Annotated in this window: 22 protein-coding genes, 1 tRNA gene and 1 pseudogene; 14 read left to right on the top strand and 10 right to left on the bottom strand. The window is 66.5% G+C overall.

Annotated features, from left to right (window positions below; all coding sequences use genetic code 11):
* The first annotated feature begins 24 nt into the window (after positions 1-24).
* Positions 25-1,884 (top strand): ABC transporter ATP-binding protein, encoded by a 1,860-nt coding sequence (locus tag ACX5I6_RS11360; protein ID WP_461840539.1) that lies wholly within the window; start codon positions 25-27, stop codon positions 1,882-1,884.
* Here the strand turns inward: ACX5I6_RS11360 and ACX5I6_RS11365 are convergent.
* From ACX5I6_RS11365 to ACX5I6_RS11375, 3 genes are read right to left on the bottom strand one after another with little or no spacing between them, the layout of a single operon-like run.
* Positions 1,881-2,486: a hypothetical protein gene (locus tag ACX5I6_RS11365; protein ID WP_461840540.1), complete on the bottom strand. Its 606-nt coding sequence runs from the start codon at positions 2,484-2,486 to the stop codon at positions 1,881-1,883. The genes ACX5I6_RS11360 and ACX5I6_RS11365 overlap by 4 nt on opposite strands.
* A 21-nt stretch (positions 2,487-2,507) precedes the next feature.
* Positions 2,508-3,155 (bottom strand): hypothetical protein, encoded by a 648-nt coding sequence (locus ACX5I6_RS11370; protein ID WP_461840541.1) that lies wholly within the window; start codon positions 3,153-3,155, stop codon positions 2,508-2,510.
* Positions 3,152-3,340, bottom strand: a complete 189-nt coding sequence (locus ACX5I6_RS11375; RefSeq protein WP_461840542.1) for a hypothetical protein — start codon at positions 3,338-3,340, stop codon at positions 3,152-3,154. Before ACX5I6_RS11375 ends, ACX5I6_RS11370 begins: the two co-directional genes overlap by 4 nt.
* Before the next feature lie 188 nt (positions 3,341-3,528).
* Here ACX5I6_RS11375 and ACX5I6_RS11380 point away from each other — a divergent pair, with 188 nt between their 5' ends.
* The 7 genes from ACX5I6_RS11380 to ACX5I6_RS11410 all read left to right on the top strand — a co-directional run bounded on the left by ACX5I6_RS11380 (position 3,529) and on the right by ACX5I6_RS11410 (position 14,575).
* Positions 3,529-4,665, top strand: coding sequence for a GuaB3 family IMP dehydrogenase-related protein (locus ACX5I6_RS11380; RefSeq protein WP_018760366.1), 1,137 nt, complete (start codon positions 3,529-3,531; stop codon positions 4,663-4,665).
* Positions 4,666-4,766: 101 nt separating this feature from the next.
* Complete coding sequence (locus tag ACX5I6_RS11385; protein ID WP_461840543.1) at positions 4,767-6,506, top strand: glycerol-3-phosphate dehydrogenase/oxidase; 1,740 nt, start codon at positions 4,767-4,769, stop codon at positions 6,504-6,506.
* Positions 6,507-6,546: 40 nt separating this feature from the next.
* Positions 6,547-7,035, top strand: a complete 489-nt coding sequence (locus tag ACX5I6_RS11390; RefSeq protein WP_285248695.1) for a PTS sugar transporter subunit IIA — start codon at positions 6,547-6,549, stop codon at positions 7,033-7,035.
* Positions 7,036-7,111: 76 nt separating this feature from the next.
* Entirely contained in the window at positions 7,112-7,975 is an 864-nt protein-coding gene (locus ACX5I6_RS11395) for an SURF1 family protein (RefSeq protein ID WP_461840544.1), read from the top strand.
* A complete protein-coding gene (locus ACX5I6_RS11400) occupies positions 7,972-8,481 on the top strand; it encodes a DUF3817 domain-containing protein (protein ID WP_461840545.1) in 510 nt (169 codons plus the stop codon). The genes ACX5I6_RS11395 and ACX5I6_RS11400 overlap by 4 nt, the downstream gene beginning before the upstream one ends.
* Positions 8,482-8,567: 86 nt before the next feature.
* Positions 8,568-10,157 (top strand): glutamine-hydrolyzing GMP synthase, encoded by a 1,590-nt coding sequence (guaA, locus tag ACX5I6_RS11405; RefSeq protein WP_461840546.1) that lies wholly within the window; start codon positions 8,568-8,570, stop codon positions 10,155-10,157.
* 128 nt (positions 10,158-10,285) lie between these two features.
* Positions 10,286-14,575 carry an AAA family ATPase gene (locus tag ACX5I6_RS11410; protein WP_461840547.1) on the top strand — a complete coding sequence of 1,430 codons (4,290 nt, stop codon included), beginning with the start codon at positions 10,286-10,288 and terminating at the stop codon, positions 14,573-14,575.
* A gap of 62 nt (positions 14,576-14,637) precedes the next feature.
* Here the strand turns inward: ACX5I6_RS11410 and ACX5I6_RS11415 are convergent, their stop codons facing one another.
* The 3 genes from ACX5I6_RS11415 to ACX5I6_RS11425 form a co-directional block, all read right to left on the bottom strand.
* Complete coding sequence (locus ACX5I6_RS11415) at positions 14,638-15,369, bottom strand: RcpC/CpaB family pilus assembly protein (RefSeq protein ID WP_461840548.1); 732 nt, start codon at positions 15,367-15,369, stop codon at positions 14,638-14,640.
* Positions 15,370-15,481: 112 nt separating this feature from the next.
* Positions 15,482-15,745, bottom strand: a complete 264-nt coding sequence (locus ACX5I6_RS11420) for an FmdB family zinc ribbon protein (RefSeq protein ID WP_461840549.1) — start codon at positions 15,743-15,745, stop codon at positions 15,482-15,484.
* A gap of 112 nt (positions 15,746-15,857) precedes the next feature.
* Complete coding sequence (locus ACX5I6_RS11425; RefSeq protein ID WP_461840550.1) at positions 15,858-16,478, bottom strand: 5-formyltetrahydrofolate cyclo-ligase; 621 nt, start codon at positions 16,476-16,478, stop codon at positions 15,858-15,860.
* Between the two features lie 104 nt (positions 16,479-16,582).
* On the opposite strand from ACX5I6_RS11425, the gene galU reads away from it, so the two are divergent.
* The 5 genes from galU (at position 16,583) to ACX5I6_RS11450 (ending at position 19,586) form a co-directional block, all read left to right on the top strand.
* Entirely contained in the window at positions 16,583-17,488 is a 906-nt protein-coding gene (gene galU, locus ACX5I6_RS11430; RefSeq protein WP_026264278.1) for a UTP--glucose-1-phosphate uridylyltransferase GalU, read from the top strand.
* 4 nt (positions 17,489-17,492) lie between these two features.
* Complete coding sequence (locus ACX5I6_RS11435) at positions 17,493-18,113, top strand: GNAT family N-acetyltransferase (protein WP_285248703.1); 621 nt, start codon at positions 17,493-17,495, stop codon at positions 18,111-18,113.
* A 105-nt stretch (positions 18,114-18,218) separates the two neighbouring features.
* Positions 18,219-19,139 carry a hypothetical protein gene (locus tag ACX5I6_RS11440; protein WP_461841703.1) on the top strand — a complete coding sequence of 307 codons (921 nt, stop codon included), beginning with the start codon at positions 18,219-18,221 and terminating at the stop codon, positions 19,137-19,139.
* 132 nt (positions 19,140-19,271) lie between these two features.
* Positions 19,272-19,347, top strand: a tRNA-Ala gene (locus ACX5I6_RS11445).
* Between the two features lie 86 nt (positions 19,348-19,433).
* Positions 19,434-19,586, top strand: a complete 153-nt coding sequence (locus ACX5I6_RS11450) for a hypothetical protein (RefSeq protein WP_018760353.1) — start codon at positions 19,434-19,436, stop codon at positions 19,584-19,586.
* A 76-nt stretch (positions 19,587-19,662) separates the two neighbouring features.
* Here the strand turns inward: ACX5I6_RS11450 and corA are convergent.
* Positions 19,663-20,655 (bottom strand): annotated as a pseudogene (corA, locus tag ACX5I6_RS11455) (magnesium/cobalt transporter CorA); the annotation flags it as partial.
* Positions 20,656-21,150: an Lrp/AsnC family transcriptional regulator gene (locus tag ACX5I6_RS11460; protein WP_461840551.1), complete on the bottom strand. Its 495-nt coding sequence runs from the start codon at positions 21,148-21,150 to the stop codon at positions 20,656-20,658.
* 169 nt (positions 21,151-21,319) lie between these two features.
* Between ACX5I6_RS11460 and ACX5I6_RS11465 the strand changes: the two genes are divergently transcribed.
* On the top strand, positions 21,320-22,564 hold the full coding sequence (locus tag ACX5I6_RS11465; protein WP_461840552.1) for an MFS transporter: 1,245 nt from the start codon (positions 21,320-21,322) through the stop codon (positions 22,562-22,564).
* A gap of 40 nt (positions 22,565-22,604) precedes the next feature.
* On the opposite strand, the gene ACX5I6_RS11470 is transcribed toward ACX5I6_RS11465, so the two are convergent.
* Both ACX5I6_RS11470 and ACX5I6_RS11475 read right to left on the bottom strand, forming a co-directional pair.
* Complete coding sequence (locus ACX5I6_RS11470) at positions 22,605-23,108, bottom strand: Lrp/AsnC family transcriptional regulator (RefSeq protein ID WP_461840553.1); 504 nt, start codon at positions 23,106-23,108, stop codon at positions 22,605-22,607.
* Positions 23,109-23,249: 141 nt separating this feature from the next.
* Complete coding sequence (locus ACX5I6_RS11475) at positions 23,250-24,488, bottom strand: MFS transporter (RefSeq protein ID WP_461840554.1); 1,239 nt, start codon at positions 24,486-24,488, stop codon at positions 23,250-23,252.
* Between the last annotated feature and the right edge of the window lie 27 nt (positions 24,489-24,515).

Genomic DNA, 24,515 nt, shown 5'->3' on the forward strand with positions numbered 1-24,515 from the left:
CGGTGCCGGCACTAGGCTGATTCCATGTCCCAACCGCGCCATCCGGCGGAACTCACCCCAAAACGCGACCCGCAAAAACGGCTTGCCATCAGGCCTTACGCCCGCGCCGTAGCCCAGGTCCTCAGGGTCAGTTTCCGGGCGTCCCCAGGGGCAGTGATCATGAAGGTGCTCGGCTCGCTGATTTCAGCCGTCCTTCCCCTGGTCACCACCTACTTTGCGTCCAGGACCACCACGGCGTTGGCTGCTGCATATGCGGGTGACGCCGGAGCCGGGCGCCTGGCGATCATCTACGTCGTGGTCACCGCGGCGCTGGGCCTCTTTTGGGGCGCCTTCAGCAGCGTTGACCGCTACATCCAGCAGTTGATGAGCTTCAAGGTGGGCGCCATCGTGGGCGACCAAATGTACGAGCGCTTCCTTGCGCTGGAATTCTGGCGCTACGACGACAAGGAGACGGTAGACCTCTACGACCGCGCCAAGCGGTTCTCGGACTCGTACGCCCGCGTCCTGGACCGGATCGCCGCGATCTTCACGCAGCTGGTCTCGGTCATCCTGGCCATCGGTGCCCTGCTGCTGGTGAGCTGGTGGATCGCCGTTATCGTGCTGGTGGCCATCGTTCCGAGCGTGTACCTGCAGTTCAAGCTCTCCAGGGAGCAGATTGCGCACTGGAACACCCAGGTGGACTCACGCCGCCAGCGCCGAATGATCGAAACCAACCTGCTCCGCCCGCAGCACATCGCAGAGATGCGGCTCTACGGTATCGTCCGCTTCCTCATGGACCTCCGCTCCCGCCTCCGCGACGCGGACGAACGGCGCCGGCTCGATTACCAGCGGCGCTACATCCCCAGGCAACTGGCCGCGGACGCCCTGCAGTACGGCGCCGAGGTGGTCTCGCTGATCTGGGTGGTGGGCCAAGTTATCGCCCGGGCCCAGCCCGTTGGCCAATTCCTCTACGTCCAGCAGATCGTCAGCCGCGCTTTGTCCACCGCCAACAACCTGGTGTCCTCCCTGAGTTCCATTGACGAAGACCTGGCCAACCTGACGGACTACGAGACCTTCATGGGGATGCCCGTTCACGCGGAACACGCACCGCCCCTCTTGGAGGCTCCGCAGGAAGTCGCACTGAAGGACATCCGCTTTACCTACACGGGCAGCGATATCGAGGTGATTCGGGGGATCAGCCTCACCATCAGGCGCGGCCAGCACATCGCCATCGTGGGGGAGAACGGCGCCGGAAAGTCGACCCTGATCCGCATCCTCGCCGGCCTCTACCGCCCGGACTCCGGACAGGTACTGCTCGATGGCGTGGACCTCGCCGCCGTCGACGTCACCTCCTGGCACCGGCACCTTGCAGTCCTCAGCCAGGAGTTCCTGAAGTACGAGTTCGCCACCGCCGCGGAGAATATCTACTTCGGCGACGTCGACAGCCGGCGCGACGACGGCCGCATCCGGCGGGCGGCAGTAGACGCCGAAGCTTTGGAGTTCATCAACAAACTGCCCAACGGGCTGGACAACCACGTCAGCAACTGGATGGAGGACCCGCGCGGCCGTAAGGGGAGCGGCCTCTCCGGCGGCCAGTGGCAACGGCTGGCCATGGCCAGGAACTTCTACCGGGATGCCTCGTTCATGGTGATGGACGAACCGACGTCCGCCATCGACGCCCTTGCCGAGCACAGGATTTTCACCCGCCTTTTCGCCGACCGCGACAGCACCATCATTGCCATCAGCCACCGGCTTGCCACCATCGAAAAGGCCGACGTCGTCTACATGCTGGAAGACGGCAGGATCGTCGAGCAGGGCACGCACAAAGAACTGGTGGCCCTCCGCGGCAGGTACTTCAGGATGTTCGAATCCCAGTTGACTGTCGAGGAACCAACCGGAACCTAGGACTGCACCACGGTGGTGCGGACCCGTGCCACACTCGGCCGGGGCGGGACGCTGCTGAACCCGAACGTCACGGCGGGCCGGATGGGAGCCAGCGTCCCGGCGTCGGAGCCTTCCCAGCTGACGTCGGCGGAGGTGACGTGGTGCAGGTCCGTCACCCCGTAGTACTCCGTCCTGCCGCTGCCCGCCGTGCCGTAGGTGCGGGCACCCGGGGCCGCCAAAGCGGCAAGCGGACTGACGGCCGAAAGCCAGCGCGGATCCACCGCAAGGCGCCGTGGCACGGCCCGCAAAGCTGAACCCAGGAAAGTCCTCGCGCCGGTGACGGCCCGGATTGCCAAGGGGCCGGCGTCGACCCGTACTGCCCGATCACCCAGCACGGCGGAGACCTCAACCAAACGCACCTCATCGAACGTGTAGGTGGCCGCGATGAACTCTGCCACATCAGGCCGGGGTGCCAACAGCAGCCGGTGCCCCGAGGGTTGCTGCACCATGACATCGGCGAACGAACCGAAGGGGGAGTCCTGCCAGATGCCCACCACGGCGCGGAGCCCGGATGCAGTGCCAATACCTGCAATATGACCGTCGAAGATCCAGCGCCTATCCATCACAATCCTGCTGACCGGTTGTCAGAGCGGTCCGTAGGCGGCATTGCCATGAGGATCGCGCAAGAGGGCCAAGTCTTCGTCAACTGCCCGTCGTAGCCCGGGGTTGGATTGCACCCGTTCCCGGAACGACTGCCGGGCGCGGCCCATGACTGTTGACGGGACCGCGATGCATGCGACCAGGAGAAACAGGATGAGTACGAAGGCTCCCACGGGTGTTGTTGCCGCACCATTGCCTTTGGCCGTGGCTGAGGGCAGATAGAGGACCATGATCGCGCCCAGCGCTACTGCCAGTACGGACACCATGGCGACGCCACCACGGGCGGATCCGGGGCCACGGCTGATCACGACCCTGTCGGTGGCGGGCAGCGCGGCCCGGGCACGCTTCCATCCAAAGAGGCCCGAAAGCATCAGGACGGCTCCCAGCGGGACCAGTACGAGCGCTGCGGCAGGGTTCCCCGACGTGACGGCAAAAAACATGCCCGCGAGAGCCAGGACGGGACCGCCGGCGATTGCGCTGCTCCAGCCGGCGGCCCGGGTACCTTGGGCGTCAGCCAGTTGGCGCAGCCGGGACGGAGCGTTTGGCGGGCTGATCCGAGCCAGTTCCGGAGACAGCCAGTGGTCGAGGGAGTGGACGGGCGCATCTGGGGGAAAGGGATTGTGATGTGTCATGCCGGAACCAAGCCCAGTCCCTGGCGCAGCCGGTCCTCCCGGCTCAGCGCCGCCGGTGCAGGCTGCGCGTCGTCACCGTTAACGATTACTACGCCGGCCGCACCTTTACGGCCCTGTTCGTGCCGGTCAGCCTGCGGGAGGGATGTCCTTGAGGCATCTGGCAGGGACTCCGAGGTCTGCTTCATCATCGGCTGCCAGCGCCGTCAAGACCAGTGGCCATGGTTGGTTCTCCTCGGAAGGTGGGCACGGGGAGCGTTCACCGAATCCCCCTGCCCAAGGCTACGCGGTAGTCCGGTAGTTCCTCCATGGGCAGCGCTGCCCCTTTGCATGCAGTCGGGACCGGCCACCGGAGCTGCTGGGATAACCTAGAGCAGTGACTTATGAGATCGAGATCGGCCGTGGCAAGCGTGGGCGTCGTGCCTACTCCCTGGATGACATTGCAATCGTCCCCAACCGTCGCACCCGCGACCCCAAGGACGTCTCCGTCTCCTGGCAGATCGACGCCTACCAGTTCAGCATGCCCGTGATCGCCGCTCCGATGGACTCGGCCATGTCCCCGCAGACCGCCATCGCCCTCGGCAAGCTCGGCGGCCTGGGCGTCCTCGACCTGGAAGGCCTGTGGACCCGGTACGAGGATCCGCAGTCCGTGCTGGACGAGATCGCTGCCCTTCAGGACGAGGTCAACAGCCCCGCCGTGACGGGCCGGATGCAGGAGCTGTACCGTGCGCCCATCCAGCCGGAACTCATCACGTCCCGCCTGGCCGAGATCCGCGAGGCCGGCGTCACCGTGGCCGGATCGCTCACCCCTCAGCGCACCCAGGAGCACTACAAGACCGTCGTCGCCGCCGGCGTCGACATCTTCGTCATCCGCGGGACCACCGTGTCCGCCGAGCATGTCTCCAAGAACCACGAACCGCTGAACCTGAAGCAGTTCATCTACGAACTCGACGTCCCCGTCATCGTGGGCGGCGCGGCCGGCTACACCCCGGCGTTGCACCTGATGCGGACCGGCGCGGCCGGTGTGCTGGTGGGCTTCGGCGGCGGCGCCACCACCACCACGCGGCGCGCCTTGGGCATCCACTCGCCCATGGCGTCAGCCATTTCCGACGTCGCGGCCGCCCGCCGCGACTACATGGACGAGTCCGGCGGCCGGTACGTGCACGTCATCGCCGACGGCGGCATGGGCACCTCGGGTGACATCGTCAAGGCCATTGCCATGGGCGCCGACGCCGTCATGCTGGGCAGCGCCCTGGCGAGGGCAGAGGAGGCGCCGGGCAAGGGCTGGCACTGGGGCCAGGAAGCCCACCACACGGAGCTCCCGCGCGGGGACCGCGCCAACGTGGGCACCGTGGGACCCCTGGAGGAAGTCCTCTTCGGACCCGGCCACCACACCAACGGCACCTCCAACCTCATCGGGGCGCTGCGCCGCTCGATGGCGACCACCGGCTATTCGGACCTGAAGGAATTCCAGCGGGTCGACGTCGTGGTGTCGCCCTACGCGGGGAACTGACCTGATTGGGCGGGGCGGCAGCCACCGCCGCCCTGCCCAAAGCGCGCTCCCAACAAGTAGTGTGGGTTTACTACTGGCACTAGCGGCACTGGAGGCGTTCAATGAAGAGTGTTCCTGCAAACGGCGGAGTTCTCGGCCCGGAAGCCAGGCAAGCATCCATAGGGCGGTTGCGCGCCACCGCGGAACCCGGCCAGGAACTGGACATCCTGATCGTGGGCGGCGGCATCGTCGGCGCGGGCGCCGCACTGGACGCCGTGACCCGCGGGCTGAGCGTTGGCATCGTCGAGGCAAGCGACTGGGCCGCCGGAACGTCGTCGCGGTCTTCGAAACTCATCCACGGCGGCCTGCGCTACCTGGAAATGCTTGACTTCGCCCTGGTCAAGGAGGCCCTCCAGGAACGCGGCCTGCTGCTTTCGGAAATCGCCCCGCACCTGGCACGGCCCGTGCCATTCCTCTATCCGCTGACCAAGCCGTTCATAGAGCGGCCTTACGTCGGCGCCGGCATTGCGCTGTACGACGTCATGTCGATTTCCAGCGGCCACAGCCGCGGCGTGCCGTTCCACAAGCACCTGAGCAGGCGTGGAACCCTCCGTGCCGCCCCCAGCCTGAAGGACGACGCCTTCGTGGGGTCCATCCGGTACTACGACGGGCAGGTGGACGACGCCAAATACTGTGCCAACCTGGTCCGCACGGCTGCCTACTACGGCGCCCACGCCGTGAACCAGATGAAAGTGGTGGACTTCCTCCGCGAAGGCGAGCGGGTAGTCGGTGCCAAGGTGGAAAACCGCGAAGACGGGAGCCAGTTCAGCATCCGCGCCAAACAGGTCATCAACGCCACCGGTGTTTGGACGGACGAAACCCAGGCCATGGTCACCGACCGGGGCCAGCTCAAGGTCCGCGCCTCCAAGGGCATCCACCTGGTGGTTCCGCGGGACCGGTTCCAGTCAACCGTGGGCCTGATCCTCCGCACGGAGAAATCCGTCCTGTTCGTCATCCCCTGGGGGCGGCACTGGATCATCGGCACGACCGATACCGACTGGCACCTGGACAAAGCCCACCCGGCCGCGTCCAGCAAGGACATCGACTACATCCTCGAACACGTCAACAAGGTCCTGAAACGGCCATTGACCAGGGAGGACGTTGAAGGGGTCTATGCCGGACTGCGGCCGCTGCTCGCCGGTGAAAACGACTCCACGGCCAAGCTCTCCCGCGAACACGTGGTGGCGCACCCCGTCCCGGGCCTGGTGGTGGTGGCCGGCGGAAAGTGGACCACGTACCGGGTCATGGCCAAGGACGCCGTCGACGAGGCCACCCGCACCATGGATGAAAGGGTTCCGCCCAGCTGCACCGAAACCATCCCGCTTCTCGGTGCCAGCGGCTTCCGGGCCGCTTGGAACCGGAGGAACCGCACCGCAGAGGAATCCGGCGTGCACGTGGCCCGGATTGAGCACCTCCTCAACCGCTACGGATCAATGACGCCCGAGGTCCTGGCCATCATCGAGCAGGACAAGGAGCTGGCCGAACCCATCCCCGGGGCCGATGACTACCTGCAGGCCGAAGCCGTTTACGCCGCCACCCATGAGGGTGCCCGGCACGTGCAGGACGTCCTGACCCGCCGTACACGGATTTCGATCGAGGCGTGGGACCGGGGCGTGTCTGCTGCCCCCGTTGTCGCTAAACTGATGGGTGACGTTCTTGGCTGGAGTGACGCGCAGCGCGAAAACGAAGTCCGCCACTACATTGCCAGGGTGGAGGCCGAGCGCCTCAGCCAGCAACAGCCGGACGACGAATCCGCGGACGCTGCCCGCCTGGGCGTGGAAGACATCGTGCCCTTGCGCTGAGGGGCCGCTCGCCCGGCACTGCTGACTGAAGGGATACGCCTTGGCGGAACCACTTGACCCGTATGACGCCGAACTCACCACCCCCGAGATGGTGATCCTGGAACTGGAAGCGACGGACAAAACCGACGCCACCAACCAGCTGGCGGCACGGCTCCATGCCGCCGGGCGGATTTCCGACCTTGACGGATTCCTCAAGAACGTCAACGCACGCGAGCACCAGCTGGCGACCGGCCTCCCCGGCGGGGTCGGGCTGCCGCACGCCCGCAGCGAGTTCGTCTCCCGGACGTCGATCGCCGTCGGAATAACCAAGTATGGCCATGCCCTGGACTTCGGCGCCACGGACGGCCCGGCCACGGTCATCCTGCTGATCGCCACGCCTGCCAGTTCGTTCTCGGACCACCTGGAAGTGCTGGCCACCCTGGCCCGGTCGCTGTCCAAGGAATCCTTCCGCGAATCCCTGCGGCGGGCCTACGACGCAGAAGTCATCGCCGAGCTCATCAATTCCAGCCTGGTGTTCTTCGACCACTAAGCAGCCCGGTTCCTGCGCCGCATCCGAAGGCACAGGCGTTTAGTTGTTCTACAGAAGTACGAAGTACGGTTAAGACGTGTGGAAAACAGCCCTCAAACCCCGATGGATCGCAGGCTTCATCTTCGCGATCGCGCTTTCCGGGGTCTTCGTGCTGCTCAGCCAGTGGCAGTTCGGCCGGTCCACCCAGCCCGAAGCGCCGGTCAACCCGGCCACCGAGCAGGTCCAGCCACTCACCAGCACCCTCCAGCCCGGCGAATTCTTCCACGGCAGCGTCTCAGACCAGATGGTCACCGCCCAGGGAACCTACAGTCCCGACAAACAGGTGCTGGTGCCCGGCAGGCTCCATGATGGAAAGACCGGCTATTGGGTGGTTTCCGCTTTTGCCGTTAACGGCGCCCCCACCCTGAAAGGTGCGGCCGCGTCCCCACAAACCTGGATTCCGGTGGCGCGCGGCTGGGTGGCGGACCCTGCCGACGCGCCGGCCCCGCCGTCGGGCCCGGTGGCACTGACGGGGCGCTTGATTCCTTCTGAAGCGCCGGTTCCCGGGAAGGCTCCCAAAACGGGGGAGGCCTCGGCAGTGTCTGTTGCCGAACTCATCAACTACTGGGGTGTCAGCAGCTACCCGGGCTTCGTCTCTGCCACCGCGGAAGTGGTGGGCGGCAAGGATGTCAGCGCCGCGTCCGTGCCTGGCAACCTGCTTCCGCTGAACATCGGCCCCCAGCCGCCGTCGCAGCAGATCAACTGGCTGAACCTTTTCTACTCCATCGAATGGGTGGTTTTTGCCGGCTTTGCCCTTTTCATCTGGTGGCGGCTGGTCAAGGACGACTACCACCGGGACCTTGAAGAGGCGCTCGACGAAGCCGAGGAATCCGATGCCCCGGAACCGCACCAAAACGAACAGCAGCACCCTGATCAGCACCAGCAGAAGGTACAGCCATGATTGATCCGAAACCGGCCACCCCCTCGTCCCAAGCCTCCGGCGCCAAGGCGTCCGGCAAGAAGCGTCGCTTCGGCGGAACGGAAGCGCAGATCCGGTCGGCCCTGAAGTTCTACAAGGTCATGGCCTACCTGACCGGCACCATGCTGCTGCTGCTGTGCGCGGAACTGGTGGCCCGGTACGGCTTCGGGCAGTACCTGTTCGCCGGCGGCACCAGCGCACTCACGGGCCAGCCCTTCGGTTTTGGATTTGCCGACGCCGAACCGCCGGCGGTGCTGAACGGTGTGAACGTCTCCGTCACGGTCCTGATCGTCCACGGCTGGATGTACGTGGTGTACCTGATCTCCAACTTCCGGCTCTGGTCCCTCATGCGCTGGCCGTTCCTGAAGCTGGTCCTGCTGGCCCTCGGCGGTGTGGTGCCGTTCCTGTCCTTCATCGTCGAAAAGAAGTTCCACGCCGAGGTTGAGGCCGAGCTCGCCGCCAACCCGCAGGCGCCCCAGCGCTACTGAGCGTTTCCGGCTTCAAGGACGTCTGCTGCGTCACAGGGAGGCCTCTCAAGGTGCGTCGGTGCAACGGCGCAAAGTAGGCTATTACGGTGACTACTCCCACTGCATCCCAGACTTCCCAGAAGCCGGTGCTGGTTGTTGATTACGGTGCCCAGTACGCGCAGCTCATTGCCCGCCGCGTCCGGGAAGCGAATGTGTATTCGGAAGTGGTTCCGCATACCTACACCACCGAGCAGCTACTGGCCAAGAACCCCGCCGCCATCATCCTCTCCGGTGGCCCCTCCAGCGTCTATGCCGACGGCGCCCCGAGCGTAGGTGCCGACCTCTTCGAAGCGGGCGTCCCCGTCTTCGGCATCTGCTACGGCTTCCAGGCCATGGCCAACGCCCTGGGCGGCAAGGTGGACAAGACCGGGCTGCGGGAGTACGGATCCACCGAAACCACCATCCTGGGTGACGGGCGCTCCGTGCTCGAAGGCATGCCGCAGCACCAGAAGACCTGGATGAGCCACGGCGACTCCGTCCACGAGGCGCCCGAAGGCTTCGATGTCCTGGCCACCACCGCCGGCGCTGAAGTCGCGGCCTTCGCCAATGAGGAGAAGTGCCTGTACGGCGTGCAATGGCACCCCGAGGTCAAGCACTCCGCCTACGGCCAGCAGGTCCTGGAGAACTTCCTCTTCAAGGGCGCCAAGCTGGAACCCAACTGGACTACCGGCAACATCCTCGAGGAGCAGGTGGAGCGCATCCGCCAGCAGGTGGGAGACGCCCGGGTCATTTGCGGACTCTCCGGCGGTGTCGATTCTGCCGTGGCCGCTGCGTTGGTGCAGCGCGCAGTAGGCGACCAGCTCACCTGTGTCTTCGTTGACCACGGCCTGCTGCGCGAAGGCGAGGCAGAGCAGGTGGAGCGTGACTTTGTCGCCGCCACCGGCGTCAAGCTGTACGTCGCCAACGAGCAGGAGCGCTTCCTTTCGGCACTGGCAGGCATCAGCGATCCGGAAACCAAGCGCAAAATCATCGGCCGTGAATTCATCCGCGCCTTCGAGGAAGCGGAACTGGCCATCATCGCCGATGCCGCCGCCCACGGTGAGAAGATCAAATTCCTGGTCCAGGGCACCCTGTACCCGGACGTCGTCGAATCCGGCGGCGGCGAAGGTGCCGCCAACATCAAGAGCCACCACAACGTGGGCGGCCTTCCGGAGGACCTGCAGTTCGAACTCGTTGAACCGCTGCGCGCCCTGTTCAAGGACGAAGTCCGTGCCGTGGGTGCGCAGCTCGGCCTGCCGCAGGAAATCGTCGGCCGCCAGCCCTTCCCCGGCCCCGGCCTGGGTATCCGGATCGTCGGCGACATCACCAAGGAACGGCTGGACCTGCTGCGCAAGGCCGACGCCATCGCGCGCGCCGAACTGACCGCCGCCGGCCTGGACGACGAAGTCTGGCAGATGCCCGTCGTGCTGCTCGCCGACGTCCGCAGCGTGGGCGTCATGGGCGACGGACGCACCTACGGCCACCCGATCGTGCTCCGTCCCGTGTCCTCCGAGGACGCCATGACCGCCGACTGGTCGCGCCTGCCCTACGATCTCCTGGCACGGATCTCCAACCGGATCACCAACGAGGTGGACGGCGTCAACCGGGTGGTGCTGGACGTCACCAGCAAGCCGCCGGGAACCATCGAATGGGAATAATCCCTTGAGTGGCCGGCCTCCGCCAGCGGAGGCCGGCCATTGTTTTTCCCGGGAGAATCCCAGCAATTTCCTGTGCTCCAGTGTTGCGGTCGCCAAAGTCCGGCACCGGAGCGGCTACTCTCGAATCTATGCCGGTATGGTCCAGGGCGTCACGTGCAAACGCAGAAAAGAAGGCAGAAGTGTCAGTTGGTCAAGGCCACCCGGAAGGCTCGGAAGAGCTTCGCAAATGGCTGTCCGGGCTTAAACCCGTCACTGGCGCGGACACGATGCTGCGCTTCACCAAGACGCCCGAAGGCTCCATCGACCTCACCTCGGCGCATCCCTCGGGGCTCGCCCAGCTCATGGCAGGGCGCCGCACACGCCTGTCCACGCTGATCCGGGACCGCCAGCAGTACGTCGTGGCAGCCAGGGCATCGCGCAACATCCGGTCAAAGATCTTTGAGCTCTCCAACGACCGCGGCATCGACGCCGGGTACCTGTCCGCCGGCACTGTGGTGTGGACGTCCGCCGTCGGGGGCAAACCCCAGCGAGTGTCCGCCCCCGTCATGCTGACCGCCATCTCCCTCACCGTCCGCCCGGGCGAGGACGACTTTGAGCTGCAGCTCACCGAGCAGGCGCACATCAACCCCGCCCTGGTGCGCCACCTGAAGAACATCCACGGGATCGTCTTCGACGTCAACGCCGTTACCCGCCTCGCCTACAGCACCGCCCGATTCGACCCGCAGCCCGTCCTGGACCGGTTGGCCACACTGATCCGGCCCATCCATGGCGCGGAAACCCAGCACAACCTGCTCGTTTCGACCTTCGCCGATCTCTCCGGCAACCTGGACGACCCTTGGATCAACGACTCCCACCCCATTGTGTCGGCGCTGGCGACCGCCGCCGGGGGCGAAGTTGTGGATGTCGAAGACCCGGACCCCTCGCGTTTCCCGCACCTGGACAACAGGCATCCCAAGGACGAGCTGCTGCTGCTGGACGCGGACACGGACCAGCAATATGTGATTGATGCCGCCCGCGCCGGTGACTCCCTCGTTGTCAGCGCCCCGCCGGGTACCGGCCAGACGCAGACCGCGATCAACACCATCGGTGCCCTGGTGGACGCCGGGAAGACGGTGCTGGTGGTGGGTGACCGCCGGGCCAGCCTGAATGAAGTCTCCGGCCAGCTCGAATCCCTGGGACTGGAATCCATCCTGTTCCAGCTCTCTGGAAACGTCACGGCGCAGCAGCTGAAGGGCCAGCTGGTGCGGGCGATTGTCCGCAACGAAAAGTCCCTGGAACCGCACCTTGGCAACCTTCACAGCACCCTGACCGAGCACCGGCATGCGCTCATGGACCATGTGGCGTCGCTGCACAACGTCCGGGACCGGTGGGGCTGCTCGCCCTACCAGGCCATGCAGTCCCTCGCGGAGCTCACCTCGATCCATCCGGCGCCGGCCACCACAGTCCGGTTGAAGCGCAGCGTCCTGGACAGCATCCGGGACCGCGAGGAGCTGGCAGGCAGGCTTCGCCGTGCTGCCGAGCTGGGCAGCTTCAGCAAGGCGGCCACCACCAGCCCCTGGCACGGCGCGCGGCTGCTGACCCGGAAGGAAACCGAGGAAGCCCAGGACCTGGTCCGCTCAGTGGCCAAGAGCCTCCCGGTGCTGCGCGACCGCATGGACGCCGTCGCCGAGCACGCGGAAATCCGGCTGGGGGAGTCCTTTGCGGAATGGGGCGAGCAGCTCGAGCTGCTGGTTGCCGTCCGCGGCAGCTTGGACAAATTCACGCCGGACATCTTCGACCGGCCCGTGACGGACCTGATTTCCGCCACGGCCCCGTCAGCGTGGCGCCGTGAGCGCGGCATCGAGATGACGTCCATGCAGCGTTCCAGGCTTCGCCGGGTGGCCAAGGAATACGTGCGCCCGGGTGTGCACATCGCCGATCTGCACACATCCCTGGTCCTGGTCCAGGAGCAGCGCGCCCTTTGGGCCGGTTACGCCACCACCCAACGCCATCCAGCGGTGCCGTCCGGCCTGGCCGAAATGATCGCCATGTACCGGTCGCTGGACGGGGAGCTGGAACAGTTGGGCCAGGCGCTCCGGCACACGGAAGCCGGCGGATCCCTCGCCGCTGCGCCCTATGGCCAGCTGATGGAGCGGCTGGAACGCCTCGTGGCGGACACCGACACCCTCAAGACGCTCCCCGAACGCACCCTCCTGATCGAAAACATGCGCGAGCACGGCCTGGGCGAACTCTTGGCCGACCTTGCGGAGCGGGAAGTCCCGGAACGGTCCGTTGCAGCCGAGCTGGAACTGGCTTGGTGGCAGTCGGCCCTTGAGGCCATGATCAGCGGCGATGACTACCTGGCCATGTCCGACGGCGACGCGCTGCGCCAGCTTGAGGCCGAGTACCGGTTGGCGGACAACGCCCACATCGCCAGCGGCGCCGCACGCCTTCGCTGGGACTTGGCAGAACGCTGGCGCGGAGCGATCGCCGAACAGCCGCGCCAGGCGGGCCTGCTGCGCAGCCTGCTCAAGGACGGCCGGGTATCACTGCCGTCCCTGACCGCGCAGGCCCCCGACCTGATCGGCACGCTGGTTCCGGTGTGGTCTGTCAGCCCATACCTGATGACCGGTCTGCTCCCGGCGGAGCAACACTTCGACGCCGTCGTGATCCTGGATGCCGAGGCCACGTCGCTGCAGGCTGTCCTGCCGTCCATCGCCCGTGCACGCCAGGTAATTGCTTTCGGCGACCCGCGCATAGCCTCGCCCCGGACCTTTACCGTGGGCGTGGAACGCCTCGCCGCCGGCGAGTCCGCCCATCACAGGGTGGAGAGCGCCTTCACGGCTCTGTCCGCGGTGCTTCCGGTGTGGCGGCTGAACGTGGTGTACCGGGCCGTGGACGAGGACCTCGTCCTGCAGCTGAGTAAGGACTTTTACGACGGCGGGCTGCGCCGGCTGCCCGAAGGCCAGTCGGCGACGGGCTTGGACCGGGCGCTGCTGGTGGAGTACCTGCCTGACGGAACCGGCCTGCCCAGCGCCGACCACGAGGGCGTGGAGTCGGTGGTGGCTGAGGTCAACCGGGTGGTCGAGCTCGTGTTCGAGCACGCCCGCCTGCGTCCGCGTACTTCGCTCGCCGTGGTCACCGCCAGCCTGCGGCACGCCGCCAGGATTGGCGAGTCCATCCGCCTTCAGCTGTCCAACCAGCCCGGGATGGCCGGCTTCTTCGGTGCCGGTCCTGAGTCCTTCAGGGTGGTGGACCTGGAGAGGGCCCAGGGGCTGGTCCGCGACCACGTTATTTTCTCCCCAGGTTTTGGGCGCACCCCGCACGGCCGGGCGCTGCACAATTTCGGACCATTGTCCGCCGAAGGTGGAAGGGAGAAATTCGCCCTGGCCATGACGCGGGCGCGCCGGTCAATGCATGTGCTCACCTGCTTCCGGCCCGAGGACCTGGACCATACCAGGCTCACGCACGGCGCGGTGGACCTGTACACACTGCTGAACCGCGAAATTTCGGGTAACACCGACCTGGGAACTCCCGCCTCCCGGGCAGCCGCCAGCGAACAGGCACTCGGCGCGGACCCGCTGGTCGCCGACTTGGGTGACCGGTTGCGCGCCCGCGGCGCCCGGGTCTGGCACCAGTACGACGGTGCCATCGACGTTGTGGCCGCGGCTGACCCGCTGAACACCATGGGCAAGGACGACGCCGACCTGCCACGACCGGTGGCGATCGAGTCCGACGGCACCGGGCAGTACCGCACCATGAGCGTTCGGGAACGCAGCAGGCTCCGCCCGCAGCTGCTGGAACGCCTTGGATGGCGTTATATGCCGTTGTGGACCATCGAGGTCTTTACCGACCCGTCGTCCTGTGCCGACCGCATTGCCGGGTACCTCGGCCTGGAAAACCTGGTGTTGCCGGGCAGGACTGCGCCCTCGGCCGGTTCCCTTGACGACGACGTGGACCAGGCGCTCAATGGTATCGATGCGGCCCCGGCCACCGGTGTTGCCTATCTGCCGCGGAACGCCAGTGGCGGGAACCGGAGTGATTCCGGAGACCCCGCCGCGGGCATCCGCCCCAGCCAGGGCCGGCGTGCCGGTGGCCTGGACACCACGGAGGCTAACGGCCTGGCCGCGGAAGACAGTGTCTCCGACGTCAATGTTTCCGGCCTCAGCGTCTCCAACGACAACGTTTCCGACAACAATGGGCCCGCGGAAAATCGGGCCGGAGAAGATATGAGCGAGAACCAGAACACGGAAGCGGCAACTGACGGCGGAACTCCGGCAGGCACGCCCCAGCCCGCTCCGGCGCCACTGCGGGCCACCGCGGGTACCGACGCTGTGCTGCCCAGCAAGGCCGCGGAAGACGACGCCCGCAGCTGGGGCGACCGTGAGGACGACCACGACGCCTGGCTGAAGGAACAGAAACCGCCGCACTGGGGCTGACCCGCAGCAAGGCCTCCAGGCCCGGGCGACCCGGAGGTTGTCCAGGGATCGTATCCGGGGTGTCACGGCGGACCCACCAGGACGAAGAAGAGCCTGCCCTGCGTAGACGCTCCAGCCAGCCGGGATGACTGTTCCGCGTTTGCTGCCACCACTATCAACCCGTCGGTCTCCGTAGTACCCAGCCATTGGCCGCTCTGGCCGCCCTTGTTCGAAGTCCACAGCACGGGAACCGCAGACGCCAGCACCTCTGATGGGCCTTGCTGGTCAAACCCGTTGGCAGATGTGAGCACCACATTGACCAACTGGCCCGGGGACACCAGCTGAATGGAAGACGGGTCCGCCATGCGGAGCGGAACCGCGGCCGAGCCCGGAGGCGTCCCAATGAGGAGGCCCGGTCCCAGGAGTTGGGCGTCAGTAACGAGCTGGCCTTTTCGCAACGGTCCAGCGAGCTGTTTCCCGGCGGCTGCGGCGGTGTCTTGGAGGAAGCCCTCCGCGACCATTCCGGGCGGCACATGAACGCTGGCCAAATCTGCCGCCGTCACAGCGGTACCTGCCGGAAGATCCCGCGCAGCAGCGAGTGCGGTCACGGTAGAGAGCGGAGCCGGCGTCAGTTGATTGACGGCGATGGCCGACGCTGCACACAGGAGAAGGGCGGCGGCCAAGCGGCGGTTGCGGCCCAGCCAGGAGGCAACCTGCGCCGGGATGGGGTGGTTGGCCTTGGCGGGACGGCTGGCAGTACGGGACTTGGTGGGAATCCGGAGGCTGTCGCGGCCGCGGCGTGGATATGCAGGCATGCGCCCACGCTATTGGCGGACGAAGCGGCAGGACAGGGGTGGCGGCGCCTATGTGGACAAAGGCGGCCGGCGCCAGGAGGCGCCGGCCGCCGTCGACAATCAGTGCGTGGGGCTAGTTGGCCGCTGCAGCCGGGGCGGGCGCTGCAGCAGGCGCCGCCGGCGCCGCTGCCGGGGCGGGGGAGACCGAGCTGCCCTTGGCATCGCGGGAGTCGGTACGGTAGAAACCTGAGCCCTTGAAAACCACACCCACGCTGTTGAATTTCTTGCGCAAGGTGCCCTCGCATTCGGGGCAGGATGTCAGGCTGCTGTCCGAGAACGACTGGACAATATCGAAGGCGTGGCCGCAATCCTTGCAGGCGTAAGCATATGTTGGCACTGGTGCTCCTCCTCTTGGGCAAACGAGAGGTCCCGTGCTGCCACCCGGTAATCCGTTAGCAGTCGCAGGGCCTGAGTGCTAATTCTATCACTGCGTCCGGAAGGGACCGGGCTCAGCGGCCACCCGCCAGGCCCCGGTACCCGGACGGCATCAGGACACCCGGGACCGGGCGGTCGAATTCCTCGGCAGGAATCCGCCCCGCGGGAAGCAATTCATCGTCGTAGATAACAGCGGCCAACGGTATTTCCTTCCCGGCGGTGGCCAGACGCCCCAGGAAGGTGTCGTAGTAGCCGCCCCCCTGGCCGATCCGGTTGCCTGACAGGTCGACGGCAGTGGCGGGAATGATAAGCGCCGCTGCGCTCCCGGCCACCTCGGGCCCGTGCCGGTGTCCGGCGGGTTCCAGGATGGGCGCGTACCGGCTGCGTTCAAAGATTGTGTTCGGGCTCCAGAACACCCAGCTCAGCTCCCGGTCCGGCTCGCATACCGGGAGCAGGACCTTATGGCCGCTGTCATGCAGCGCATGGACCAGCGGCATGGTGGGCGGTTCCTTTCCGACACCCAGGTAGACGCATACGTTTCCCGGGCGCCCCGCGGTGACGGATGCTGCCCAGGCTTCCCCGTGGCGCGCCAGGTCCGACCCGGCGGCGTCCAGCTCCGCCTCCGTCCGGGCGGCCCGCCGGCGCCGGTGGGCCGCCCGGATATCGTCCTTGGCGGGATTCGTCTTCTCCTGCATGGTGTCCTTCCTCGGTGCCCGGCGTTCCACGGCGCCCCAGGCGGATGACGGCCTGATGTGCCGGTGGTTACTGAAATGCTTGACGCTGACGTTAGATTAGTCCGGTGACTACCAGTAACCCCAGAGTCCGCAAAGCCGTCATCCCAGCAGCGGGCCTGGGCACCAGGTTCTTGCCGGCCACCAAGGCGATGCCGAAGGAAATGCTCCCCGTCGTGGACAAACCTGCCATCCAGTATGTGGTGGAGGAAGCCGTGCATGTGGGCCTGAACGACATCCTGATGATTACGGGCCGCAACAAACGTGCACTGGAAGACCACTTCGACCGCGTGCCCTCCCTCGAATCGACCCTCGCCGACAAGGGCGACACCGAGAAGCTCGCCTCCATCCAGGCAGCCAGCCAGTTGGGCGACATCCACTACGTCCGGCAGGGCGACCCGCACGGCCTGGGCCACGCCGTGCTCCGCGCCAAACAACACGTCGGCGATGAAGCCTTCGCTGTCCTGCTGGGTGATGACCTCATCGATGCCCGCGACGAACTGCTGAGCACAATGATCGACGTGCAGGCGAAGACCGGTGGGTCCGTCGTCGCCCTCATCGAGGTGGAGCCGGCACAGATCAGTGCCTACGGCTGCGCCGACGTCCAGGAACTGGACGGCGAAGGCTATGTCCGCGTCAACCGGCTCGTGGAGAAGCCCTCACCCGAGGAAGCGCCGTCCAACCTGGCACTGATCGGCCGCTACGTCCTGCACCCCGCTGTCTTTGATGTCCTCGAGCACACCGCACCCGGCCGCGGCGGCGAGATCCAGCTGACCGACGCCCTGCAGGAACTCGCGTCCGGAGACGGGGAGGGCTATGGGGTCTTCGGCGTGGTGTTCCGCGGCCGCCGCTACGACACCGGGGACAAGCTCAGCTACCTGAAGGCCTGCGTCCAGCTGGCCGTCGACAGCGATGACCTGGGCCCCGGCCTGCGGGAGTGGCTGCCCGGTTTCACCGCCGGCCTTTCCAGCTGACGCCGTGCGTACCGGTCCCATCTGGCCGGTCACCCTCGAATGCGGTGACCTGGTCCTGCGGCCCATCCGCTACCGCGACAAAAGGGAATGGACCGAGGTGCGGTCCAGGAACAGCGAGTGGCTGGCGCCCTGGGAAGCCTCCAACCCTGAACCCGGAGGCGGGCTGCCGGACTACCGGCATATGGTGCGCTCATTGAACGCGCAGGCAGCCCAGGCCACGGCGCTTCCATTCGTCATCACCGAGCGGACCCCGGGACTCCGGAATCCGGCCATCGTCGGCCAGCTGACCGTGTCCTCGATTGTGTGGGGTTCGGCCATGATGGCCACGCTGGGGTATTGGGTGGATCAAGCCCGGGCCGGCCGGGGGATCGCGCCCACCTCCGTGGCCCTGGTGACTGACCACTGCTTCCGGACCCTGGGCCTGCACCGGATGGAAATCAACATCCGGCCGGAGAACGGGCCCAGCCTGAGGGTGGTGGAGAAGCTGGGATTTCGGGATGAGGGATACCGGCCCCGTTTCCTGCACATTAATGGCCGGTGGGCGGATCACCGTTCGTTTGCCTTGACCTCCGAAGAAGTCCCGGCGGGCCTGCTGGCGCCGTGGCTGGCGTCCCGCCCGTCATAAATCCATCGGTTTGTGGACAGGGGTACGACACACCGGGGCTAATGCGGACTGAGCAGGCATGATGCTCATACGGTTTTGAGTGTGGACTTCCCCCTTAGCAGCTCAGTGATCCTCGTGGTTGCCGTCGCGCTCTGGATCCTTTGGGTCGCCCCGTACGTCCTCCGGAACCGAAGGCGCCAGGTCCAGGCCGCCGGCGACTTCCTGGCAGACGTCCCCGCCGATGAAAAGCCGGACCAGCCCGCCGGCAAAGTGTTGAACGTCGTCGCCCAGCAGGAGAAAGCCATGGAACCCAGGAAGAGTGCCGCAGCCGCTGCCGGCGCTGCCAGCACCCCGCCCGAGGCCCGGTTCCGCATCCGGTACGGCCGGACGGCATTGGCCTTGGCGGGTCTGCTGTGCTTGGTGACGGCGTTCATCTCAGGTGCGCTCCTTCCCTTCGGTGTGGGATCGCCCGCCCTTCCCCTCACCGCCTTTGTGCTGGCTTTCGGCGCGGTGGCCCTGCTCCGCTGGCTGGCCATCCGGGACCGCAAAGCGAAGGTGAACGCGGCCTTCCGTGCCGCCATGAGTGCGCCTTCCCGGCGCCAAGAGCCGGAACCCGTCCCCGTGCCCAAACCCGACGCAGCTCCGGCCCGGCCGGAGAGCCCGTTGTTTGATGCCGAAGCGGGTGAGGCCAAGGCCAAACCGCTCACTGCTGTGGAACTGCGTGAGGCGGCCGTCGCCGTCGCCGTTGCCGCCGGTGACACCAGTGCTGCCGCTGCGTCAGCAGGCGCTGCCGCGGGAACTCCGTGGGAGCCGGTCGAAGTTCCCAGGCCAACCTACGTTGAGGCAGCAAAGGCTGAGCGGCCCGAGCCCCTGCCGCTTGAACTGCCGGAGGCTCCGAAGGCGGTTGGCAAACCGTCGCTGAAGCAGGGGGCTGCCGGTGCCGACGTCCCGGAAGTCACGTCCCAGCCGGCGGGTTCACCTCAGTTGACCAAGGCGCAGAGTGCCTTGAGCAACCTCGACGACGTCCTCCAGCGCCGCCGCGCGTAGGCGGCCGGCAAGCATTCCCACCGGTTTGGCCCCGCCGGGCGCCCCAATTTGGTGTTGGACACGGATTATTTGTAGCCTAGGGACACCGGTTCCGCACCGGCCTGGAGTACCACGCAGGCTGCGGCCACTCCCGGGGCTATAGCTCAGTTGGTAGAGCGCTTCGTTCGCATCGAAGAGGTCAGGAGTTCGAATCTCCTTAGCTCCACCAGAACCCCCACCCCCAGCGCAAAGTTCATGGGCGAAACGCAGTCGAATGCCCCGGCCGTAACTGCAAGGCGGGCCTAGAGTGGGCCCATGGGAATAATCATCGGACTTCTTGTCATTTGGCTCATTCTGTCCATCGTCGGCTTCGTCGTGAAGGGCCTGCTCTGGCTCGCCATCATCGGCCTGGTCCTGTTCGTCGCAACAGGTGTCTGGGGTTGGCTCAAGCGCAGGACCAACGCCTGACCTGATCCCGCCGCAACGCACCAAACACCCAAGGCACCACCCTCCACAATGGGATGGCGCCTTGGGTGTTTGGCTTAATCCAGCCCTTCTTCTTGAAGATGCCGTACATGAGTGCCGCAGCGGCCACCATCAGGCCAAGCGCCATGGGATAGCCCAGGGGCCAGTGCAACTCAGGCATGTTGTCAAAGTTCATGCCGTAGATGCCGGCAACGAACGACGGTGCGAACAGGATGGCCGCCCAGGACGAGATCTTCTTGACCTGCTCGTTCTGCTCGGCGCTGACTTCGTTCTGCCGGTTTGCCGTCAATGTTCCATCCAGGGTCAGTGCGTTCTGCAGGATGTCGCGGAAGGAGTCTGCGCGGGAGATCACCCGTTCCACGTGGTCCTCAACGTCCCGCAGGTTGTGCCGCAAATCGGTCTCCACCCCGTACTTTTCGAAACCACGCTTCAGCTGGTCCATCATTTCCGGCAGGGGGTGGATGGCGCGCTGGAACTGGATGACCTCCCGGGCCAGTTCGTAAATCCGGCGGGACACCGAGGAATCTCCGCTGAAGAGTTGGTCCTCGATTTCGTCGATGTCGTTCTCAAGTCCGGCCACCACCGGGGCGTAGTCGTCCACCACCCGGTCCAGGAGCGCGTACAGGACGGCTTCGGGCCCGTGCTGGAGGAGGTCGGGCCGGGCCTCCAGGCGCTGCCGTACCCTGGCTACGCCGGCCGTTTCGGCGTGGCGTACCGTGACCACAAAGTTCTTGCCCGTGAAGACGTGGAGCTCGCCGAATTCCACCGTTTCGTCTGAGTCCACATACCGGGCCGGCCGCAGGACGGTAAAGAGATTGTCGTCGTACCGCTCCAGCTTGGGCCGTTGGTGGGCTGAGACCGCATCCTCCACCGCCAGGCCGTGCAGCCCGAATTCCGCCGCTACCGCCGCCATTTCTTCCGCCGTGGGCCGGTAGAGCCCGATCCACGCCATGCCACCGTGCCGGGCAAGGGTTTCGAAGGTTTGCTCCAGGCTTTCGGGCTCCGCGTGGCGGACACCGTTGACGTAGACGGCGTTATCGATGATGGTCATTCAGGAAATCCTAGCCGCCGCGGATGCGGCATTGCTGAGGCCGCTGATGAGGGGCTCTGTCCGGTAGGGGATATGGGTGTGCAGGGCCAGCACCGTCTCGGTCCGGATGACCCCTTTGATCCTCAGGACCTGGCGCAGCGATGCCTGGAGATTGTGCGTGTCCGTGGCCACCACCCGGCACCAGACATCCCCGCGGCCGGAGATTTCGTGGACCTCCAGGACCTGCGGGATAAGCCGCAGCGCTGCCACCACCCCGTCCAGTTCCCGGTGGGAGACTTCGATGGTCACGAAGGCCACCACGTCGTAGCCCACCGCGTCAAGGTCAACCTCGCGGCCGCCCGGACGCAGGACGCCTGCGCGGAGCATCCGGCGCACCCGGGACTGGGCGGTGTTCCGGGCGATGCCCAAGGACTCGCTGAGCTCCCCGATCTGTATCCGCGGATCCTGGATCAGGGCCAGGAGGATCTTCAGGTCAGTGGGGTCCAACTTGTTCACGATCGTCACTCTCCACCACATTGGGATCCAATATTTGATAATTGTGCTCAATTATCCACCCAATATCGGTTTGATCGCGCAACCCTGACGCACCCTTGAAGCATCACAGTTGTATCCGCGCCGGCGTCCCACAAGGACTGTCGGCTGCGGCGATCCCTAAGGCGGCACGATGACGGTCTTCAGTGAGCTGCGCATGCGTCCGGCAGCGGCCACCCATGCCGGGTGGAATGCCTCCACCACGGCCCGGCTGGTCATTTCGGGTGCGGTCATTTTCATGCTCCTCGTGGGCGCCAACCTGGCCACGCCGCTGTATCCGCTCCTGCAGTCCAGCCTTGGTCTCTCGAGCCTGGACGTCACGGCAGCGTTCGCCAGCTACGTCCTGGCGCTGGTGGGAACCCTGCTGGTGGCCGGCCACTGGTCCGATCACATCGGACGGCGGGCAGCCCTCCTGGTTGCTGTGCTGACGGGTCTGGCAGGCGGCTGGATCTTTGCGGAAGCGCAGTCGCTGGCAGCCCTCTGTGCCGGCCGGGCCCTGCAGGGAACCGCCGTGGCACTTGCCACCGGAGCCAGTGCCGCCGCCCTGCGGGAGCTGCTTCCGTCCCGGCCGGAGTGGGCATCGCGCTTCACGCTCCTGGCGTCCTCGGGGGGCGTCGCCGCAGGCCCGGTCATCGGCGGCCTGCTGTCGTTGCTTCCCGGCGCCACCACTGCCCCGTACGTCGTCCATTCCCTGCTGCTTGCCGCGCTCCTCGTTCCGCTGTACCTGATCCGTGCCCGCCCGGCCATCGTGGCGCCGGCGCCGACCCGGCCGCTCCACGCCCTGGCGCCCCGGCGCCCTTCCGTGTCACGCCAGGCGCGCGGAGCCTTCTGGCTGGCATCCGGCGTCGGCTTCCTCAGCTTTGCAGTCTTTGGCTTCAGCCTTTCGCTGGCTCCCGGCTATTTCGCCCAGGTCCTGGCTACGGATTCCCGGCCGTTGATCGGCATCCTGGCAGGCCTGCCGCTGGGGGCTTCGGCCCTGAGCCAGCTGGTCACAGTTCGAGGCCGGTTCACGGTGCCGGCGGGCCTTGCTGTCCTTGGCGTTTCGGTGGTGATGCTGGGAGCCGCTGGTGCCTGGCACAACCCGGCGCTGCTGGTGGCAGCTGCGGTCGCCGCCGGCGTGGGGCAGGGACTGGCGTTCCGGACCGTCTTCAACGATGTCGCGGCCAGGGTGGAGCCCGCCCGGCACGCGCAGATCATCAGCACCGTCTATGTCATTACGTATCTGGGAAGCGCGGTTCCGGTCCTTGGCCTGGGGTGGGCCAGCGCTGCGGTGGGGATGGGCGCGGCGGTCCAGGGCTTCGTCCTGGTGTGCGGCGCGGCGGCGCTGGTCCTCTCCGCCGCGACGCTCGTTCAGTCCGCCAGGCGCAGCGCCGCCTGACGGCATTACCGGGCAACCCCGGTCACAGCCAGGCGCCCCGCTACTCCGGGAGCGGGCCGTGGTTGCCCTGGATGTGTTCGAAGACCAGGGTGGTTTCGGTATGGCCCACGACGGGGTCGGTAGCCAGGTTGTCCAGCACCCAGTCCCGAAGGTCTTCGGTGCTGCCGACGGCGATGTGCAGCAGGTAGTCCACCGACCCGGACGTATGGAAGGTGGAGAGGACAGCCGGCAGGTGCGGTACCCGTGCCGTGAAGCGGTCGATCTGGTCGCGGTCGTGGGCGCGGAGCCGCACGGCCACCAGTGCCTGCACAGACCTGCCGATCGCCGACAGGTTCAACTTTGCCTCGTAGCCCTGCACGATGCCCCGTTCGGACAAGGCGCGGGTGCGCATCAGGGCGGTCGACGGGGCGATGCCCACCATCTCGGCGAGTTGCTTGTTGGAGATCCGGGCATCCGCCACCAGGGCTGCCAAGAGCCGTTCGTCAATGGCATCCAAGGGTTCCAGGTGCGCCCCGGGCCTGATGTTCCTGGCATTCGTGCTCACAGCGTTTCCTTCCAAAGGGTCCTCTGTTCATCCTAGACCGCAGAAACGCCGTGATCCGCGGTGCAGGAGCACGCCCCGCCGAACATTCAGGCTGCCCGGCGGTGCCTTGGGACCCGTTAATTCGAGTAGGGTCCACGGCCGTCAGGCGGCGGCGGGGTCCGTTCCAGGGTGGACGACGGCGACAGTTGCGGCCGTCAGGCAGGCCAGGACGATCACGGCTCCCGCCAGGGCGTTCCAGCCCCAGGCCTGGAAAACCAGGCCGCCGGCCCAGCCAAGCAAGCTGGAGCCGAGGTAGTACGCCAGGTTGTACAGCGACGCCGCCTGGGCCCGGCCGGTCCTGGCCAGGGCGCCTGTCCAGCCCGAGCCGATGCTGTGGGCCGCAAAGAAACCCCCGGTGAACACCACCAGGCCGGCCAGGATGAGCACCAGGTTCGAGGCCAGGGTCAGGGCGAGTCCGGTAATGGCAAGGGCAAGCCCTGCCAGGAGGACGTTGCGGCGTCCGAACCGGGTGGTCATGGTGGCTGCCCAGCGGGAGGAGAACGTCCCGGACAGGTACGCCAGGAAAATCAGGCTGATAACGGTGGCCGGGAGTCCAAAGGGGGCGCCCGACAACCGGAAGCCCAGATAGTTGTAGACGGCCACGAAACCACCCATCATCAGGAAGGCCTGCGCATAGATGGCCAGCAAGCGGGCATTGCGCAGGTGGCCGCCGAGCATCCGAAGGGCTCCGCGAAGTCCGGACACCCGGGCGGGGATGAAGCCCTGCGCCCTGGGAACGAGGACCAGGAACGCGACGGCGGCGGCTGTCGCGAGCAGGGAAACGGCCAGGGCCGCGGCACGCCATCCCCAGAGCTCGCCAACCGGGCCCGCGACCAGCCGGCCGGATAAGCCGCCCAAGGTGGTCCCGGCTACATAGCTTCCTGCCGCGAGCGCGGCGTGGGCCTTGCTGACCTCCTCGTTGAGATAGGCGATGGCAATTGCGGGGATGCCGCCCAAGGCCATTCCTTCCAGCAGCCGCAGGACCAGGAGCATCGCGAAGCCGGATGACAGCGGCACCAACAGTCCCAGGACTGTGGCTGTGGAAATGCCCCACATCATGGCCTTGACCCGGCCGATCCTGTCCGCCAGGAAAGACCAGGGAATGACGGTGGCGGCCAGGCCAACGGTGGCCAGCGAGATGGTGAGCGCGGCTTCGGCGGCGGTGACCTGCAGGTCGGATGCCAGCAGCGGCAGGACGGCCTGCGTGGAGTAGAGCTGCGCGAACGTCGCCACACCCGCGCAGGACAATCCGGCGAGAATGCGCCCGTAGGCCTTGGATCCCTTGGCGTGGCCGGTCCAGCGTGGGGGAGCGGCAATGCCGCCGCGCTGAGTCTTAGGCATCCAGCCAGCGTAGTCACGCCCCAACTG

It is taken from the genome of Arthrobacter sp. MMS24-T111 (assembly GCF_054888995.1).